This is a genomic window from Streptomyces sp. NPDC041200, from assembly GCF_055591805.1.
Genome location: NZ_JBVIZF010000040.1, coordinates 24,439 through 42,961, shown reverse-complemented (window position 1 = coordinate 42,961; position 18,523 = coordinate 24,439). Strand labels below are relative to the sequence as shown.

Genomic DNA, 18,523 nt, shown 5'->3' with positions numbered 1-18,523 from the left:
ACCGGCGCACCGGGGGCGCCGGTGTGTAGGCATCTGGCGTACCTGGGGCCCGACAGGCCCATCGGCGAGGTCGTCATCGCGCCCGAGCACAGCTTGTTCACGCAGTCATGGGCGCCGCGGCGGCAGGCGCACGGCACTGTCAACGCCGACGGGTTCGGCGTCGGCTGGTACGCCCCGGGCGACCCGGTGCCCGCGCGCTACCGGCGCGCGGGGCCCATCTGGGGCGATCTGTCGTTCGCCGATCTCGCCCGGGTGGTACGGACCGGGGCACTGATGGGCGCCGTGCGGGACGCCACCGTGGCGAGCGCCGACGGCGAGGCGGGCGCCTCGCCCTTCGCCTCCGGCGCCTGGCTGTTCAGCCACAACGGGGCCATCAGCGGCTGGCCGCACACGCTCGCGGGGCTCGCCGCGTCCCTGCCGCCCGCCGATCTGCTCGGTCTGGAGGCGCGCTGCGACTCGGCGCTCGTCTGGGCGCTGACGCTGCACGCGCTGCGGCTCGGGCACGAGCTGTCCGAGGCGCTGGCCCGGACCACCGAGGCGGTGGCCGCCGCCGCACCCGGTTCGCGGCTCAACCTGCTGCTCATGGACGGGGAGACGATCGCCGCCACCGCCTGGGGCGACACCCTCTGGTACCTGACAGGACCGGACCGTGCCGTCGTGGTCGCCTCCGAGCCGTACGACGACGATCCTCGCTGGACCGAGGTTCCCGACCGCACGCTGCTCACCGCCACCCGCACCGATGTACTTCTCACCGCACTCAAGGAGGGTTCCGCGTGAGCCCCTTCACGGTCACCCGCACCCTGCCCGCCGACGCCACGGCCGCGGCCCTGCGCGCCGATGTCACCGACGGGCTGGCCCGCACCCCCAAACAGCTGCCGCCGAAGTGGTTCTACGACGCGCGCGGCAGCGAACTCTTCGAGGAGATCACCCGGCTGCCCGAGTACTACCCGACACGCGCGGAGCGGGAGATCCTGATCGCGCGCGCGGCGGAGATCGCGGACGCCACCGGCGCCCGCACCCTGATCGAGCTGGGATCGGGCTCCTCCGAGAAGACCCGTCATCTGATCGACGCACTGCCGGATCTGGACGCCTACGTACCGGTGGATGTCAGCGAGAGCGCGCTGGAGCTGGCCGGGCGCGCCCTGCTCGCCGACCATCCGGGGCTGCGGGTGCACGCGCTGGTCGCCGACTTCCTCGGCGGGCTCTCGCTGCCCGAGGACGTTCCGGGGCCGCGGCTGCTGGCGTTCCTCGGCGGCACGATCGGCAATCTGCTGCCGCCCGAGCGGGCGGAGTTCCTGGCCTCGGTGAGCGCCCTGCTGTCGCCGGGTGACGCGCTGCTGCTCGGGACGGACCTGGTCAAGGACGAGGCCACGCTCGTCGCCGCGTATGACGACGCGCAGGGCGTCACCGCGGAGTTCAACAAGAACGTGCTTCGGGTCCTCGGCCGCGAACTGGGCGCCGACCTCGACCCCGCGGACTTCGACCATGTGGCGGTGTGGGACGCCGAGCGGGAGTGGATCGAGATGCGGCTGCGGGCGCGCAAGGACCTCACCGTGAAGATCCCGGCGCTGGATCTCGCGGTGTCCTTCACGGCCGGGGAGGAGGTCCGCACCGAGGTGTCCGCGAAGTTCCGGGAGGAGAAGGTGCGGACCGAACTGGCCGCCGCGGGGCTGGAGTCGCGGCGCTGGTGGACCGACACCGCGGGCCGCTTCGCGCTGTCGCTGGCGGTACGGATGTGACGTATGGGGCTGGTGGGATACAGCAAGGCGTCATCGTCACCCTGTGTTCTGCTTGAACCACCGACTGAATCTATGTGATGCACATCACATTGCCGGAAGAGGGTCGCAGCACAGCGCGCTGTGACCCTTTTTCGGTGTGAACTCCCTCTTGTTGTGGCCAAATCGGTCCCCTTATGTTTAGCCCGCTTTGGCAGCCCGCCTCACGGGCAGCACCTCACAGGCAGCAGGAGAAGGAGCCGTCCATGCCCTTACGGGGACGCCACCGCCGTTACAAGCCCAACCGCATCTCCCGTGCCTCGCTGAGCGTCACGGCGGGCGGCGCCGGAATCGCACTCCCTCTCGTCGCCGCTGCGGGCGCGAACGCCGCGTCCAGCGAGACCTGGGACAAGGTCGCCCAGTGCGAGTCCACCAACAACTGGGACATCAACAGCGGAAACGGCTTCTACGGCGGGCTGCAGTTCACCCAGAGCACCTGGGAGGCGTACGGCGGCACGGCCTACGCGGCGCGGGCCGATCTGGCCACCAAGGCCCAGCAGATCGCCGTCGCCGAGAAGGTGCTCGACGGCCAGGGGCCGGGGGCGTGGCCGGTGTGTTCGGGGAAGGCCGGTCTGGGGCAGGACAGCGCAGCGCCGCAGAGCGCGCCGAAGGTCGTCCAGACGGCGGCCAAGGAGCGCGCGACCGCCGAGCGGGTCCGGGCGAGCAAGCCGACGCCCACCAGCCTGCCGGGCAACGCGACCACGAAGTCCGGGCCCTATGTGGTCGTGGGCGGCGACACGCTGTCCCGGATCGCCGACGCGCAGGATGTGCGCGGCGGCTGGCACGCGCTGTACGAGAGCAACCGCGCGACGGTGGGCTCCGACCCGGATCTGATCTACCCCGGCCAGAAGCTCTCCCTGCGCGTCACCAAGACCACGCCGGAAGCCCAGGCCAAGCCCGAGGCGAAGACCAAGCCCGAGGCGAAGCCCCGGGCCAAGCACAGAGCCGAGGCCAAGGCGAAGGCGGAGGCCGCGCCGCACCGCACCGAGCGGCGCGCGAGCAAGCCCGCCGCGAAGCCCGCGTCCACCACCGGCTTCACCGCTCCGGTGAGCGGTGTCAGCCCGACCACCTCCTACCGCGCGTCCGGGTCCAGCTGGTCGAGCGGCCATCACACCGGCGTCGACTTCCCGGTGGGGGTCGGCACGTCGGTGAAGGCCGTCGCCACGGGCCAGGTGATCTCGGCGGGCTGGGCGGACGCGTACGGCTACGAGGTGATCATCCGGCACCCGGACGGCAAGTACAGCCAGTACGCGCATCTGTCGCAGCTGTCGGTGCGCGCCGGCCAGGGCGTCAACGTCGGCCAGCAGATCGGCCGTTCGGGCTCGACCGGGAACACCACCGGCCCGCATCTGCACTTCGAGGTGCGCACCGGGCCCGCCTACGGCTCGGACATCAACCCGCTGAGCTATCTGCGCGCCCGCGGCATCAGCATCTGACCGGCGTTCAATTGTCAGTGGGGCGTGCCAGACTCCCCGCCCATGTCCCCGCCCCCGCACGATCGGCACGCCCCGCCCGACATCGGTGACGACGACCCTCGCCTGACCTACCGGGGCGCGGTGTCCCGTGAGCGCGGCCCCGGCTGGACCGCGCCCTGGCGGCTGCCGCATGAGGACGCCGCGCTGTACCTCCCCGAGGGCGGGCTGGGGCGGGCCGCCATGCCGTCCGGGGTGCGGGTGACCCTGCGCACCGACAGCGCCTCGCTCGTCTGCCGCTACCAGGCCGATCCCCCGCCGAAGCTGAACGGCCCCGAGGAGCGGGTCCGGCTGGACGTGGTGTGCGACGGGCGGCGCACGGCGACGGTCGGCCTGGAGACCCACGGCGGGGACGCGGAGATCCGGATCGACGGGCTGCCGGGGCACATGACGACCGTCGAGCTGTGGCTGCCGTACTACCACCAGTTCCGGCTGCGGGGGCTGTCTCTGGACGCGGGCGCCGCCGTCGAGCGCGACAGCGCGGAACAGCGGCCGCGCTGGGTCCACTTCGGCAGCTCCATCTCGCAGGGGCGCGGGGCCGCGTCGCCGAGCCGCACCTGGGCCGCCCTCGTGGCCCGCCGCGCCGGCTGGGACCTGACCTCGCTGGCCCTCGGCGCCGCCTCCTCCCACCAGCCGATGACGGCGGGGCTGATGCGGGACCTCCCGGCCGAACTGCTCACCGTCTGCGTCGGGATCAACATCCAGGCGCTCGGCAGCCACAACCGCGACGCGCTCGCCTCAGCGCTCGTCGGTTTCGTGCGCACCGTACGGGAGGGGCATCCGGACACCCCGTTCGCCGTGATGTCGACCATCACCGCGCCCGAGCGGGAGGAGGTGCCCGGGCCCTCGGGGATGACGCTGCGCGAGTGCCGGGCGCACATGCGGCGGGCCGTCACGCTGCTGCGCGACCACGGCGACGCGAACCTGCACTACGTCCACGGCCCGCAGGTATTCGGACCCGGCTGTACGCGGCTGCTGCTGGAGCCGGAGGGGCTGGACCGGCTGCACCCCTCGGCCGATGGCCACTCCGTCTTCGCCTCCCGGTTTCTGACGGTGCTGCGGCGGGCCGGATGCGTGCCCTGAGGGGGCGTATGCCGGCTGCGTCAGGACGCCCCGTACACCGTCCCCGGCGGCTCGGCGGCGGCGAGCAGCTTCGTCGCGGCCTCGCCCGCTTCGGCCGGGGTCCAGCGGGCGCCCTTGTCGGCGGTCGGCCCGGGCCGCCAGCCCTCCATGACGGTGATGCGCCCGGCCTCGGCCTCGAAGACCCGTCCGGTGACCCCGGCGCAGGCGGCGGAGCCGAGCCAGACGACGAGGGGTGAGACATTGCCGGGCGCCATCGCGTCGAACGCGCCGGGCTCGTCAGGGGCCGCCATGGTGTCGGCGAACGTCGACTCCGTCATGCGGGTGCGGGCCGCCGGGGCGATGGCGTTGACCTGGATCCCGTAGCGGCCCATCTCCGCCGCGGCGACGAGGGTGAGGCCGACGATCCCGGCCTTGGCGGCCGCGTAGTTGCCCTGGCCGACGCTGCCCAGCAGCCCGGCCCCGGAGCTGGTGTTGACCACCCGCGCGGTGGGCGTCCGGCCCGCCTTCGCCTCGGCGCGCCAGTGCGCGGCGGCGTGCTGGAGCGGCAGGAAGTGGCCCTTGAGGTGGACACGGATGACCGCGTCCCAGTCGTCCCCGCCGAGGTTGACGAGCATGCGATCGCGCAGGAAACCGGCGTTGTTCACGAGGGTGTCGAGCCTGCCGTAGGTGTCGAGCGCGGCGGCGATGAGGGAGGCCGCGCCGTCGGCGGTGGCGATGTCGCCGCCGTGGGCGACGGCCTGGCCGCCCCGGGCGCGTATCTCCTCGACCACCTCCTGGGCGGGGCCCGGGGACTGACCGCCGCCGTCCGGGCCGACGCCGAGGTCGTTCACGACGACCCGCGCGCCCTCGGCGGCGAAGGCGAGCGCGTGCGCCCGGCCGAGGCCGCGGCCGGCGCCGGTGACGACGGCGACGCGTCCGCTGCAGATGCCTGTCATCGTGCTCCTCCTGCTTCTCGGGCTCCTCCTGAGGGCGGTACGTCCGCCGGGGGCCGCGCCGCCGCCAGGAACGCCGGGCGCTCTCCGCCGCCGTGGACGGCCAGGCTCGCGCCGGTGATGTACGCGGCGAGGTCCGAGGCGAGGAAGACGCAGGCCTCGCCCGCCTCCGCCGGGGTGGCGAGGCGGCCCAGCGGCACGGTGCGGGAGACGGCGGCCACGCCGGTCTCGTCGCCGTAGTGCAGATGCGCGAGTTCGGTGTGGACCATGCCGAGGACCAGGGTGTTGACCCGGATCGCGGGGGCCCATTCCACGGCGAGGGTGCGGGCGAGGCTGTCCAGGCCCGCCTTGGCGGCGCCGTAGGCGGCCGTACCCGGCGAGGGGCGGGTGCCGCTGACACTGCCGATCATCACCATCGATCCGCCGCCCTCCTGATCGCGCATCACCTCGTAGCCGCCGAGAGCGACCGTCATCGGCGCGATCAGGTTCAGCTCGACGACCCGTGCGGCGCGGCGCGGGCCGGACTCGGCGAACAGCCCGTAGGGACTGCCTCCGGCGTTGTTGACCAGGATGTCCAGGTGGCCGTAGGTCTCGCTCACCCAGGCGAAGAAGTCTGCGACGGCGGCCGGGGCCCGCACGTCCAGCGGCCGGAAACGGGCCGTCCGCCCGTCGGCCGCGACCGGGCCGTCCGGCGGGCGGCGGGCGCACACCACGACGTCGGCACCGGCCGCGAGCAGGGCCCGGGCGATGCCCGCGCCGACGCCACGGGTGCCGCCGGTGACGACGGCGACGCGTCCGGACAGGTCGATCGAATGGGCCATGGCTCCTCTCGCCCTCCCGCTGTGCGCCGGGCGCTGCTACCTTCACGCCTAACAAACGTTTGGTGGAAAGGTAGCGGATCTGCTCATGGGTGTCTCCACCTCCGCCCCCGAAGCGGGCGTCGCCGTCGTCACCGTGGACTTCCCACCGGTCAACGCCCTTCCCGTCCACGGCTGGTACGAGCTGGCCGACGCGCTGCGCGCCGCGGGCGCCGACCCCGGGACGCGCTGCGTGGTCCTGGCCGCCGAGGGCCGGGGGTTCAACGCGGGGGTGGACATCAAGGAGATGCAGCGCACCGAGGGGCACCGGGCGCTCATCGGCGCCAACCACGGCTGCCACGCGGCGTTCGCGGCCGTCTACGACTGCCCGGTGCCGGTCGTCGCCGCCGTGCACGGCTTCTGCCTCGGCGGCGGCATCGGCCTGGCGGGCAACGCGGACGCGATCGTGGCGGCCGAGGACGCGACGTTCGGACTGCCGGAGCTGGACCGGGGGGCGCTGGGCGCGGCCACCCATCTGGCCCGGCTCGTGCCCCAGCATCTGATGCGCGCGCTGTACTACACCTCGCGCACCGCGACCGCCGGGGAGCTGCACCGGCACGGCTCGGTGTGGCGGGTGGTGCCGCGCGCCGCGCTGCGGGACGCCGCTCTGGAGCTGGCCCGGGAGATCGCCGCCAAGGACGGCGCGCTGCTGCGCCTGGCCAAAGCGGCCATCAACGGCATCGACCCGGTCGACGTCCACCGCAGCTACCGCTTCGAGCAGGGCTTCACCTTCGAGGCGAATCTCGCGGGACTCGCCGACAAGCACCGGGACGCGTTCGTCTCGGGCGGGCCCGGTGCCGGGACCGGCCTCGGTTCCGGGACGGGCCTCGGCTCCGGGACGGGCCTCGGCTCCGGAAGCGGTGAGCGGCGATGAGCGACAAGCGGATGAGCACGGAGGAGGCCGTCGGCCGGATCGAGAGCGGCATGACGGTCGGCATCGGCGGCTGGGGCTCCCGGCGCAAGCCGATGGCGCTGGTGCGCGCACTGCTGCGCTCGGACGTCACCGACCTGACGGTGGTCTCGTACGGCGGGCCGGACGTCGGGCTGCTGGCCGCCGCCGGGAAGATCCGCAAGCTGGTCACGGCCTTCGCCACGCTCGATTCGATCCCGCTGGAGCCGCACTTCCGTGCGGCGCGCGAGCACGCGGACTTCGAGCTGGTGGAGCTGGACGAGGCGATGTTCCTGTGGGGGCTGACCGCGGCCGTGCACCGGCTTCCCTTCCTGCCGATACGGGCGGGCCTCGGGTCGGACGTGATGACGGTCAACCCCGGTCTGCGGACGGTGGTCTCGCCGTACGAGGACGGGGAGGAACTGGTGGCCGTACCGGCGCTGCGGCTGGACGTCGCGCTCGTCCACCTCAACCGGGCGGACACGCAGGGCAACGGCCAGTACCTGGGTCCCGATCCGTACTTCGACGACCTGTTCTGCGAGGCGGCGGAGCAGGCGTACCTCTCCTGCGAACGCGTCGTCGCCCCTGCGGAGTTCCTGGCGGCGGCCGCTCCGCAGTCGCTGCTGGTGGGGCGCCATGCGGTGACCGGCGTGATCGAGACTCCGCACGGCGCACACTTCACGTCCTGCGCCCCCGACTACGGGCGGGACGAGGCGTTCCAGCGGGCGTACGCGCGGGCCGCCGCCGACCCGGCGGCCTGGCGGGAGTTCACCCGGCGCTTCCTGGCGGGGGACGAGGACACCTATCAGGCCGCGGTCGCGGCGTACGCGAAGGAGGGCACGGAGCTATGACCGTCACCCGGGCCGAGTACTGCGTGCTGGCCTGCGCCGAGGCCTGGCGGGGCGACGGGGAGGTGCTGGCCGCCCCGATGGGCCTCATACCGCGGCTCGGCGCCCGGCTGGCCAGGCTCACCTTCGCGCCCGACCTGCTGCTCAGCGACGGCGAGGCGCTGCTGGTCGGCGCCGATGACGAGACCGTGGAGGGCTGGCTGCCGTACCGCCGCCACCTCGGTCTGGTCATGGGCGGAAAGCGCCATGTGATGATGGGCGCGAGCCAGCTCGACGCCCACGGCAACCAGAACATCTCCTGCATCGGCGACTGGAAGCGGCCGCGGCGGCAGCTGCTGGGCGTACGCGGAGCGCCCGTCAACACCCTCAACAATCCGACGAGTTACTGGGTGCCCCGGCACTCCCCGCGCGTCTTCGTCGGGCGCGTCGACATGGTGTGCGGCGTCGGCTACGACCGGGCCGCCGCCGCCGGCCCCTCCGCGACCCGCTTCCACCGCGTCCCCCGGGTGGTGACCGACCTGGCGGTGCTCGACTTCGAGACGCCCGGCCGCACCATGCGGGTGCGCTCCCTGCACCCGGGCGTGTCCGCCGAGCGGGTGCGGGAGGCGACCGGCTTCCCGCTCGTCATCGCCGACGGCGTTCCCGCCACCCGGGAGCCGACCGCCGAGGAGCTGCGGTTGATCCGGGAGGTCATCGATCCGGCGCGGCTGCGCGAGCGCGAGGTACGGCCCTGATGGACGCGCCACGGACGCACGCGGCACGGATGGACACCGCGCCGATGGACACCGCGCTGACCCGGCTCACCGGCGTCCGGTACCCGATCGTCCAGACGGGCATGGGGTGGGTGGCGGGACCCCGGCTGGTCTCGGCGGCCGCCGACGCCGGGGCGCTGGGCATCCTCGCCTCCGCCACCATGTCCCCGGAGCGGCTGCGGTCGGCGGTGCGGGAGGTCGCGTCCCGCACCGAGGCGCCCTTCGGCGTCAATCTGCGGGCCGACGCGGGGGACGCCGCGGAGCGGGTGCGGATCATCATCGAGGAGGGCGTACGGGTGGCGTCCTTCGCGCTGGCGCCCAAGCGCGAGCTGATCTCCCGGCTGAAGGACGCGGGCGTGGTGGTCATCCCGTCCGTGGGCGCCCGGCGGCACGCCGAGAAGGTGGCGGGCTGGGGCGCGGACGCGGTGGTGGTGCAGGGCGGCGAGGGCGGCGGCCACACCGGCGAGGTGGCGACCACGGTGCTGCTCCCCCAGGTCGTGGACGCGGTGGACATCCCCGTGGTGGCCGCGGGCGGCTTCCACGACGGACGCGGTCTGGTGGCGGCGCTCGCGTACGGGGCGGCCGGGGTCGCCATGGGCACCCGCTTCCTGCTGACCTCCGACAGCACCGTTCCGGCCGCGGTGAAGGCCCGCTATCTGGCGGCGGCGGCCTCGGACGTCACGGTCACCACTGCGGTGGACGGGCTCCCACACCGGATGCTCCGCAGCGAGCTGGTGGCCTCCCTGGAACGCTCCGGGCGCGCCGCCTCCCTCGTCCGCGCCGTGCGCCACGCGGCGGCCTTCCGGCGACTGTCCGGGCTGAGCTGGGCGCGCATGGTGCGCGACGGCCGGGCGATGCGGCGCGGCTCGGGACTGTCCTGGAGCCAGGTGCTGCTGGCCGCGAACACCCCGATGCTGCTGAAGGCGGCGATGGTGGACGGCCGCACCGACACCGGTGTGATGGCCTCCGGGCAGGTGGCGGGGGTGATCGACGATCTGCCGTCGTGCGGGGAGCTGGTGGAGCGGATCATGGCCGAGGCCGCCGAGGCCCTGGACCGGATGCCCGGCGGCCGTACAGTGGGGTGAAAGCGGCCGGACCAGGACATGGGCACTGGAGGAGGTCATGGCCGACCCCAAGGGCTTTCTCACCACACCACGCCGCCTTCCGCCGCGCCGCCCGGTGGACGAGCGGGTGCGCGACTGGGACGAGGTGTACGTCCCCGGCGGTCTGCTGCCGATCATCACCGCGCAGGCGGACCGCTGCATGGACTGCGGGATCCCGTTCTGCCATGACGGCTGCCCGCTGGGGAACCTCATCCCGGACTGGAACGATCTGGTGTCCCGGGACGACTGGCGGCGGGCGAGCGAGCGGCTGCACGCGACCAACAACTTTCCGGAGTTCACCGGGCGGCTGTGCCCGGCGCCCTGCGAGGCCGCGTGTGTGCTGGCGATCAACCAGCCCGCGGTGACCATCAAGAACGTCGAGGTCGCCATCGCCGACCGGGCCTGGGAGAGCGGCTACGCGGTCCCCAAGCCGCCGGAGCGGCTGTCGGGGCGGACCGTGGCCGTGATCGGCTCGGGCCCCGCGGGGCTGGCCGCCGCCCAGCAGCTCACCCGCGCGGGACACACGGTGGCGGTGTACGAGCGCGACGACCGGGTGGGCGGGCTGCTGCGGTACGGCATCCCCTCGTTCAAGATGGAGAAGCACCATCTGGACCGGCGGCTGCGGCAGATGCGCGCGGAGGGCACCAAGTTCCGTACCGGCGTGGGCGTGGGCACCGACATGGACGCCGCCGAGCTGAGGGCGCGCTATGACGCGCTGGTGATAGCGGTGGGCGCGCGGGCCATGCGCGAACTGCCGGTGCCGGGCCGGGAGCTGGCCGGAATCCACCAGGCGATGGAGTTCCTGCCGCTGGCCAACCGGGTCCAGGAGGGCGACTACGACCGGCCGCCGATCACCGCCGAGGGCAAGCACGTGGTCATCGTCGGCGGCGGGGACACCGGCGCGGACTGCCTGGGCACGGTGCTGCGGCAGGGCGCCGCCTCCGTGACCCAGCTGGACATCCACCCCCGGCCCGGCGACGAGCGGGCGGAGGGAGAACCCTGGCCCACGTACCCCAAGATCTACCGGATGTCCGCCGCGCACGAGGAGGCGCGGGAACGGGCGGCCTCCCCGGAGGCGGACGTGGACGCCCGGATGTTCTCGGCCACCACCGTTCGCTTCGAGGGGGACGCGCCGGGCCCGGGGCGCCCGCAGGGCAGAGTCCGGGCGCTGCGCCTGGTCGAGGCCGTTCCCGAGGGGCCGCGGGGGCGGGCGGAGGCGCCCGGGGACGGACGACACGGCGAGCGGGTGCTGCGGGCCGATCTGGTGCTGCTCGCGCTCGGCTTCAGTGGTCCGGAACGGGAGGGCGGGCTGTGCGACCAGCTCGGCCTGGAGCTGGACGCGCGCGGCAACATCGCCCGGGACGCCGGTTTCGCGACCGGCCGGGAGGGGGTCTTCGTGGCGGGCGACGCGGGCCGCGGGCAGTCGCTGATCGTGTGGGCGATCGCCGAGGGCCGCTCGGCGGCGGCCGCGGTGGACCGCTACCTGGCGGGCGACACCGCGCTCCCGGCCCCGGTCGGACCGGCGGACCGGCCCATGACGGCGTGAGCCGGGGCGCGGGCCGGGGTTGAGGGAACGTCCGGTCCCGGTGAGTACTGTGCGAGCATGAACTCGCAATCGCCACTCCTCCCCCTCGCCGACGGTGTGCACCTGTGGACTCCCACGCCCAGCGCGGGCTGGGGGCTCGCCAACTGTGGACTGATCGTGTCCCCCGATGGCGCCGCCGCCTGGATCGACACCCCCTACGACCGGCACATGGCCCAGGACTTCCTGGAGCGCAGCCGGTCGCTGCTGCCCGAGGGCGGCAGGATCGGGCGAGTGATCGTCACCCATGCGAACGGTGACCATCTGTGGGGCGCGGAGGTCGTGCGCGGCGCCGATGTCGTGGCCACCCGCGAGGCGCTCGGCCACATCGAGTACGAACCGGCCCCGCAGCAGCTGCACGCCATGGTGCGCGGCAGCGACCCGGCGACACCGCTCGGGTGGTATCTCCAGAGCCACTTCGGACGGTTCGACTGGGACGGCACCGAGGTCGTCGAGCCCACGACGACCTTCACGGGCGAACTGGACCTGCGGATCGGACAGGTGCCGGTGCGGCTGACCGCGCTGCCCGCCGCGCACACCACCGGCGATCTCATCGCGTATCTGCCCCAGCAGAAGGTGGCGTTCACCGGCGATGTCATCTTCGCCTCCAGCCCCCAGGACCCCGGCGACCACGCGGTGCACTGGGCCGGTCCGCTGGACAGTGTGATCGCCGCCTGTCAGCGGGTGCTGGACACCGGCGCGCAGACCATCGTCCCCGGCCACGGCCCGGTGCTGGACCGGGAGGGCGTCCGGGGCCACATCGGCTATCTGGAGCACATCCGGGACCGGGCGCACCAGCTGCACGCGGCCGGGGTCCCCGCCCTGGAGGCGGCCCGCAAGATCATCGCCGAGAACGCCTTCCCCGGGCCGGGGCTGCCCGAGCGCATGGTGATCACGGTGGGCACCGAGTACCGGCACCTGAACGGCGGGGAGGACCGGCCGGACATCGTCGCCATGATCGCCGATGTCGCCCAGGTGGCCTGGGACCTGCGGCAGGGCTGACGAAGCGGGCGGCCACCGCGCTGACCGTCCGTCCGCGTTGTCGTACCCGCCGGATAACGTTCTCGGGTAGTGGACGGCAAGGGGCTGCCCACGGCGAGGGGTTACGCTCCCGTGCGGGTCGCAGCGGAGGGAAGGCAGTGGCACAGGTAGCGGGGGAAAGCCGGCACGCGCCGGGCCGGGGGGTGATCGACCTGGCCGACCGCCGGGCGCTGCTGGCCTGTGGGCCCGACGATCCGGCGGTGGCCGAGGAGGGCCGCAGGCTCAAGGAGGCGGCGCTGCTGGACTTCGGGGTCAAGGACAGCGTGGTGTCCTCGTGGCTGTACGCGAAGTGCCACCACCAGATCCCCACCACGGCGGTGGACACGGCGGCGGTGGTGGCCACGGGGGACGGCACCTGTCTGCTGCTGTACAACCCGGAGTTCTTCGTCGCGATCGGGCCGAGCGGGGTGCGGTTCGTCCTGTTCCACGAGGCACGGCATCTGATCCACCGCCATCTGTACGTGGACGAGGCGCTGCGCGCCGACCCGGTCTTCGACCTGGCGGCCGAAGTCGCGATCAACCATGTGGCGCTGGCCCGGCTGGCGCAGGGCGGTCTGCCGACCCGTGAGGTGCCGGACGGCGCGGGCGGCACCCGCCGGGAGCCGGTGGGCGTCGATCCGCACGAGGTGCACCGGCGGTATGTGGCCGACCTGCGCGAGCAGGGCCTCGAACCGCTGTCCTACCGCCACTTCACCGAGACCGACCTGAGGATCTACGGCGAGCTGAAACGGATGCGCACCCCTCCCGTGCCGCCGGTCCTGTGCATCCATATGAGCCCCGGCGGGGACGGCGAGGGCGGTGGGGAGAAGCACCGGCTGCCGATGGACGCGGAGGCGGTGACCTCGGCCGTCGAGGAGACGCTCGCCGAGGTGACGCGCGGCGCGCTGCGCGGCGAAGGGCTCGCCCGGGACGAACTGCTGGCCCTCGCGGACCGCACGACCGGCGGCGGCAAGCGGCTGGAGAAGATGTGGGGGCGGATGGGTCTTGGCGCGCTGCGCGGCGAGACGCAGCGGACCCGGCGGGTGGAGTGGTGGCGGCGCTGGCTGTCGGACACCCTCGCCTCCAAGCTGCGCGAGGGCGAGCGGCTGATCTACCCGAAGAAGCAGGGGGCGGTGCTGCTGGCGCTCGGGCACGACCCGATGCTGGCGCGGCGGGGCGCGGAGCGCACCAAGGTCGTGGTCATCGCGCTGGACACCTCGGGATCGATGCCCCAGCCGGTGATCGACTGGATCACCTCACTGGTGGGCCGCGCCGAGGGGGTCGAGAGCCACTGGCTGAGCTTCGACGGCGCGCTGATGCCGTTCGTCCCGGGCGAGCGGGTGCGCGGCGGCGGGGGGACCGACTTCCAGCAGGTCGTGGACTACGTGGAGGGGCGGCGGGCCGTGGACGGGCGGCGGTTCGAGGAGCGCGCCGACGCGGTGATCATGGTCACCGACGGCCACGCCCCCACGGTGGCCCCGGCCGAGCCCGACCGGTGGATCTGGCTGATCACGGACGGCGGTGACGACTGGCCGGAGCGGCACGACCCGCCGATGGCCTGCCACCGGGTGGTCACCGGCGACAGCTGAGCCGAGGAACGGTCCCCGGCCGCCGGGCGGGGCGGGGGCGTGCACAGACGAACGACACGGAACAACGGGGGATTCAGTCACCGTGAGCAGTGTGGACCGGGCCGGGGCCCGGCTGGAGCAGTTCATCAGCGCCATGATCGCGATGCGGCAGACCGGCCAGGTCTTCGGCGAGCACGGGATCGGCAAGACATCGACGTTTCTGTCCTACATCCCGAAGGCCCATCCGGGCACCGAGGTGATCCTGGTCCCGGCGGCCAACCTCACCCCCGACGATCTGCTGGTGAACGCGCCGGTGCGGGACGAGCGCACCGGGGAGCTGGTGCTCACTCAACTGATTATGCGTCAGCTCACCCCGGGTGTGCCCTTCGTGCTCCTCATCGACGACTCGCTGCAGGCCGGGGAGACCATCCAGTCCCAGCTGATGCAGATCGCCTGCAACTGGACGCTGGGCGAACACGATCTGCGCGCGCTCGGCTGTGTCGGGGTGTTCCTCGCGGACAACGAGTCGCTGGCGGAGACCAGCGCCCGGCGCGGCGATCTGGCCGTCCTGGACCGCATGGTCACCCTGCGGATCACGGCCAACGACACCGCCTGGCGGTCCACGCTGGCCGAGCGGTACGAGGACTGGGACCTGACCGGGGTGTTCCAGATCTGGGCCGGGCTCACCCCGTATCTGCGCTCGCTGCTCGCCCCGCGTACCCTCCAGCACGTCCTGGACTGCGCCCGCGCCGGGTTTCCGCTCTCCTGGGGGCTGCCGCTGGTGGGCGGGGTGCGGCTGCGGCTGCGCGACCGCGGGGCCGACGGCACCCTCGGCCCGGACCGCACCGCCGAGCTTCTCGACGCCATCGCCGGGGCCCTGGGGCTCGCCAACCCGGCCACAATCCCCGACCCGGTCCGGTCCATCCTCCGCACCGCGGTCCGGGAGAACTGGGCGGTGCTGCTCCAGGGCCCGCCCGGCTGCGGCAAGACGGAGATCACCAAGGCGGTGGTCCGCGAGGAGAGCGGCAGCGATCCGGTGTACTTCTCGCTGCCGGTGACCAACGTGGAAGACCTGTGCGTGCCGATCCCCACTCCGGACGGCACGCTGGACACCCTGTTCAGCCGGGTGCTGATGGGGCCCGAGCCGAAGGTGATCGTCTGGGACGAGTACAACCGCCCCAAGGACAAGGCCACCTTCGCCAAGCTGATGGAGATCACCCAGGAGTGGTCGCTGGCCGGGCGGCCGATCCCGGGGCTGCGCGCCCAGGTCGCGCTGCAGAACCCGCCGTACCACCTCGGCCGCAAGCTGCTGGTCAGCAGCAACAACGTGGCCCAGGCCAGCCGTTTCACGGTGAGCTACGAGGTGAACCCGCAGGACATCCCGGCCAACGAGTGGCTGATCGGCACCTACGGCGAGGTGGCCGAGACGGTTCTGGAGTGGTGGAAGAACGACATCGACGACGAGGGCCGGGACTGGATCACCAAGCGCACCCTGGAGCGGCTGATCAAACTCCACCACGCCGGGCAGCCGCTGGAGACGGGGCTGATCTACCTGGGCGAGGGCGAGTACGCCCCGGTGCCGCTGTCCAAGCTGGAGGCGCGACTCGCCGAGCAGGCCGAGCAGCGGGTGATCGGTCTGCGGGAGATGGCGCGTGACGTGGACCGCTGGGAGGCGCGGCTCGCGGCCGCGTCCGAGACGTCGGCCGAGGGGACCAATGACACCGACCTGGTGCACCAGGTGCTCGCCAACGCCGAGGTGTCCCAGCTCAAGCGGAACGCCGAGGTAGTCGCCCGGCTGCTGCGCCATATGCCGCCCAAGCTGCGCGCCGCCCACATGGTGGGCCAGTCGCCGGAGCGGCAGCGGTTCTGGATCGGCGCGCTGGCCCGGATGACCGAGCTGTCCGGCGCCGGATGACGTCTCCTCACCTCCCTCGCCCCTCCCCGCTTTCACCGCGGTACCGAACGATGAACGGAGCGCACCCCGCGTGGTGACCTACGAACGGGACACCCTGGTGTCCACCACCTTCCAGCTCGCCGGGCCCTCCCTCACCCCGGCGCTGATACCCCGGCTCCGCCAGGAGACCCTGGCCCTGCTCCGGTCCCGGCTGCGGTTGCCCGCACATCTGGTGGACGAGGTGTTCGCCTCCGGCGACCGGGAGCTGCTGGAGGCCCTGGCCGGGGCGCGGGTCGGCGCCGAGCGGCAGGCCGTCATGCTCCGGCTCGCCGAGCTGGCCGACCCCGGCCTCGCCCGGATGCTCTACGAGGGGCCGCTGCCCGGCTCCTGGCGGCAGGATCTACGGGGTGCGGTGCTCGGCGCGGCGGCCGCGCATCCGGCCGCCCCCGGCTGGCGCGCCCCGGGCGGCCTGGTGGACTTCCTGTTGTCCGCCACCGCGTCGGAGGACCTGCTCCCGGCGCTGGACGCGCCGTTCCCCGAGGTGGTGCGGTATGTGATCGAGAAGATCGGCACCACGCTGGACATCCCCCAGCAGCTGAAGGCCTGCCACGCGACGCTCACCCACGGCGGAGTGGCCGAGCTGGCAGCCCTGGCCGAAGTGCCCTTTCTGCACTCAGCGGTGACGGATGTGGTGCGCCTGGCGGCAGCGGCCCAGGACCCGGCCGCCGTGCTGGAGAGGGCCGAGCGGGTGGCCGCCGAGGCGGCTTCCGAGGGCGAGGCAGCATCCGTCGGAGAGAGGGCGTCCAGCGGTGAGAAGGCGTCCCAAGACGAGGCGGCGGCCCGGGAAGCCGAGAAGGACGCACCGCCACCGACCGGGGATGAGCTGGTGCGTCGCCTCCGTGAACTCACGCAAGGGTACGGGAAGTTCCCGCTGGGTGCCGTGGACTGGGAACTGCTGCTGACCGAGCACAAGCGCGAGCCCTTCCCATGGCTCCCGCTCAAGCTGCTGGCATCCCGCCCGGACTGCCCGGACGAGCTGGTGCTGGCCGCGTACCGGCAGTCCTCCCACCTCCCGGACACCTCCCCACTGCCCTGGCGGTTGCTCACCGAGACCGACTGGAAGGACGGCTACCACCACGACCGCCTGGCGCATCTGCTGCGGCGCGGCATCCGGGAAGGTGCGTACCCGGTGGACCGCGTCCTGGCCGAGGTGCGGCCCGCCTCCCGGGTCCTGGCCTCGCTGCCGTACCGCACGGACCCGCTCGGCCCGGCCATGGCCGGGCTGCTGGAGCGGCTGGGCGACGGCTTCGCGGCCTGGCGCGCGCTGTATTCGCTGCTCCCCCGCTTTAAGGGGACGAGTGCGGAGCTGGTCGCCGCCGCCGTCGAGCAGCAGGCCAAGCACCGCGGCAAGAGCTGGCCGAGGCCGCTGGAAGCCGAATATCCCGTGAAGCGTCCGGAGGGGGCCCGCGCGGTGTTCCTCCAGCTGTTCCAGGAGGCCACGGAGGAGGTGCGGATGGCGCTCGCGCCCCATCTGGACCGGCGTTGCGTCCAGCATCTGCTGGTCTTCCACCAGCCCTCGCCCGCCCTGCGCGACCTGTTCGTCAGCCTCCACGGCACATCGGTGCTGGCGTGTATCGCCTCCGACTGGGAGCTGCCCGCGGACACGATCGAGGAACTGCTGCTCCACGACGACCCCGAGATCAACACACCGCTGTATGTGTATACGGCGCTCACCGACGAGCAGCGCCGGGGCGTCCTCGCGGGCCGCCGCTTCGGCCCCGTACCGGGAACGGAGCCGCTGCCGCTCACCGATGAGCTGATCGAGGAGATCCGAGTCAGCGGGCGGCGGCACTGGCTGCTGCCGATCTGCGAATCGGGTGATCCGCGGCTGGCCCGCATCCTGCTCGGCAAGATAAAGCTGCATACGCTCGCCGGGCAGTTGCATCTGCTGGTCAAGGTGTGGGAGCGGCACGGTGCCGAGGAGGTGCGGGGGCTCCTGGAGGAGACCGAGTTCCCCGAGCGCCGCAGCCGCAAGCATCCGCTACCGAAGGCCACCCATGAGATCGTCCGGAGCGCGCTGGAGGCGGCTGACGGTCTGTCGGTGCTGCGCACGGAGCTGGCGCGCTCCCGTGGGCCGGCGGGTCAGGTGGAGTTCCTGCGCTCCCAATGCGGCACCGTCGACCTCGCCACACCGGCGCTGGAGCGAATGGCCGAGGAGACCGGGCCGGGGCTGCCCTGGGCGGAGCTGGTACGGGAGCATGAGCGCGATCCGCTCCCCGACGCCCTGCTGGTGGTGCTCGCCCATGAGGACGGCTGCCCGGAGGAGTTGCGCGCCGACTGCGGAGTGGCGTCGCTGCGGCTCGATCACGACATGCATACGCACAAGTCCACCGAGCCCCGGCCGAGCCCCCTGGACCTGGTTCGCCACTATCCGCTGCCGCGGCGCCACCGCCGGAACGAGTGGCTGGACAGGGCGGCCCGCCTCGGCATGCTGACCCCGCTGGACGTCCTGTACGAGGCGAGGCCGGCCGGGCACGCGGCCGCCTATCTGATGTACCACCACGACCGGACGGGGCAGGGCGGGCCGGACCCGGCGGCGCGCGCGGTCGGCCGCGCGGCCCTGGAGCTGGCCGCCACGCATCTGGGCGAGGACCCGGAGGCGTGGGCGCTGGCGCTGCGGCTGCTGCCCGACTTCACCGGCACCCTCCCCGAGCTGCTGACCACGACGGCCGCGATCGTCAGTTAGGA

The 18,523-nt window shown here is 73.1% G+C and carries 15 protein-coding genes; 13 read left to right on the top strand and 2 right to left on the bottom strand.

The window, feature by feature from the left end; genetic code table 11:
* The first annotated feature begins 21 nt into the window (after nt 1-21).
* From egtC to ACZ6CL_RS38060, 4 genes are all read left to right on the top strand, one after another.
* Nucleotides 22-777, top strand: a complete 756-nt coding sequence (gene egtC, locus ACZ6CL_RS38075; protein ID WP_468944895.1) for an ergothioneine biosynthesis protein EgtC — start codon at nt 22-24, stop codon at nt 775-777.
* On the top strand, nt 774-1,739 hold the full coding sequence (gene egtD / locus ACZ6CL_RS38070; protein WP_468944892.1) for an L-histidine N(alpha)-methyltransferase: 966 nt from the start codon (nt 774-776) through the stop codon (nt 1,737-1,739). The genes egtC and egtD overlap by 4 nt, the downstream gene beginning before the upstream one ends.
* 242 nt (nt 1,740-1,981) lie before the next feature.
* Entirely contained in the window at nt 1,982-3,211 is a 1,230-nt protein-coding gene (locus ACZ6CL_RS38065) for a transglycosylase family protein (protein ID WP_468944889.1), read from the top strand.
* 42 nt (nt 3,212-3,253) lie between these two features.
* A complete protein-coding gene (locus ACZ6CL_RS38060) occupies nt 3,254-4,330 on the top strand; it encodes a GDSL-type esterase/lipase family protein (RefSeq protein WP_468944887.1) in 1,077 nt (358 codons plus the stop codon).
* A gap of 20 nt (nt 4,331-4,350) precedes the next feature.
* Here ACZ6CL_RS38060 and ACZ6CL_RS38055 read toward each other — a convergent pair whose 3' ends face one another.
* Nucleotides 4,351-5,265: an SDR family oxidoreductase gene (locus ACZ6CL_RS38055; RefSeq protein ID WP_468944884.1), complete on the bottom strand. Its 915-nt coding sequence runs from the start codon at nt 5,263-5,265 to the stop codon at nt 4,351-4,353.
* Nucleotides 5,262-6,083: an SDR family oxidoreductase gene (locus tag ACZ6CL_RS38050; protein ID WP_468944881.1), complete on the bottom strand. Its 822-nt coding sequence runs from the start codon at nt 6,081-6,083 to the stop codon at nt 5,262-5,264. The genes ACZ6CL_RS38055 and ACZ6CL_RS38050 overlap by 4 nt, the downstream gene beginning before the upstream one ends.
* A gap of 85 nt (nt 6,084-6,168) precedes the next feature.
* On the opposite strand from ACZ6CL_RS38050, the gene ACZ6CL_RS38045 reads away from it, so the two are divergent.
* From ACZ6CL_RS38045 to ACZ6CL_RS38005, 9 genes are all read left to right on the top strand, one after another.
* Entirely contained in the window at nt 6,169-6,993 is an 825-nt protein-coding gene (locus ACZ6CL_RS38045; protein ID WP_468944879.1) for an enoyl-CoA hydratase family protein, read from the top strand.
* Nucleotides 6,990-7,859 (top strand): CoA transferase subunit A, encoded by an 870-nt coding sequence (locus tag ACZ6CL_RS38040; RefSeq protein ID WP_468944876.1) that lies wholly within the window; start codon nt 6,990-6,992, stop codon nt 7,857-7,859. Before ACZ6CL_RS38045 ends, ACZ6CL_RS38040 begins: the two co-directional genes overlap by 4 nt.
* Nucleotides 7,856-8,590 carry a CoA-transferase subunit beta gene (locus ACZ6CL_RS38035; protein WP_468944873.1) on the top strand — a complete coding sequence of 245 codons (735 nt, stop codon included), beginning with the start codon at nt 7,856-7,858 and terminating at the stop codon, nt 8,588-8,590. Before ACZ6CL_RS38040 ends, ACZ6CL_RS38035 begins: the two co-directional genes overlap by 4 nt.
* Nucleotides 8,590-9,693: an NAD(P)H-dependent flavin oxidoreductase gene (locus ACZ6CL_RS38030; protein ID WP_468944871.1), complete on the top strand. Its 1,104-nt coding sequence runs from the start codon at nt 8,590-8,592 to the stop codon at nt 9,691-9,693. The genes ACZ6CL_RS38035 and ACZ6CL_RS38030 overlap by 1 nt, the downstream gene beginning before the upstream one ends.
* A 37-nt stretch (nt 9,694-9,730) precedes the next feature.
* Entirely contained in the window at nt 9,731-11,257 is a 1,527-nt protein-coding gene (locus ACZ6CL_RS38025) for a glutamate synthase subunit beta (protein WP_468944868.1), read from the top strand.
* Between the two features lie 57 nt (nt 11,258-11,314).
* The gene (locus ACZ6CL_RS38020; protein ID WP_468944865.1) at nt 11,315-12,295 is read left to right on the top strand and encodes an MBL fold metallo-hydrolase; all 981 of its coding nucleotides are present in this window, start codon (nt 11,315-11,317) and stop codon (nt 12,293-12,295) included.
* Nucleotides 12,296-12,477: 182 nt separating this feature from the next.
* Nucleotides 12,478-13,902, top strand: a complete 1,425-nt coding sequence (locus ACZ6CL_RS38015; RefSeq protein ID WP_468944935.1) for a DUF2201 family putative metallopeptidase — start codon at nt 12,478-12,480, stop codon at nt 13,900-13,902.
* A 133-nt stretch (nt 13,903-14,035) separates the two neighbouring features.
* Nucleotides 14,036-15,796 (top strand): ATP-binding protein, encoded by a 1,761-nt coding sequence (locus tag ACZ6CL_RS38010; protein ID WP_468944932.1) that lies wholly within the window; start codon nt 14,036-14,038, stop codon nt 15,794-15,796.
* Nucleotides 15,797-15,866: 70 nt separating this feature from the next.
* Nucleotides 15,867-18,521 carry a hypothetical protein gene (locus ACZ6CL_RS38005; RefSeq protein WP_468944863.1) on the top strand — a complete coding sequence of 885 codons (2,655 nt, stop codon included), beginning with the start codon at nt 15,867-15,869 and terminating at the stop codon, nt 18,519-18,521.
* Nucleotides 18,522-18,523 lie beyond the last annotated feature (2 nt).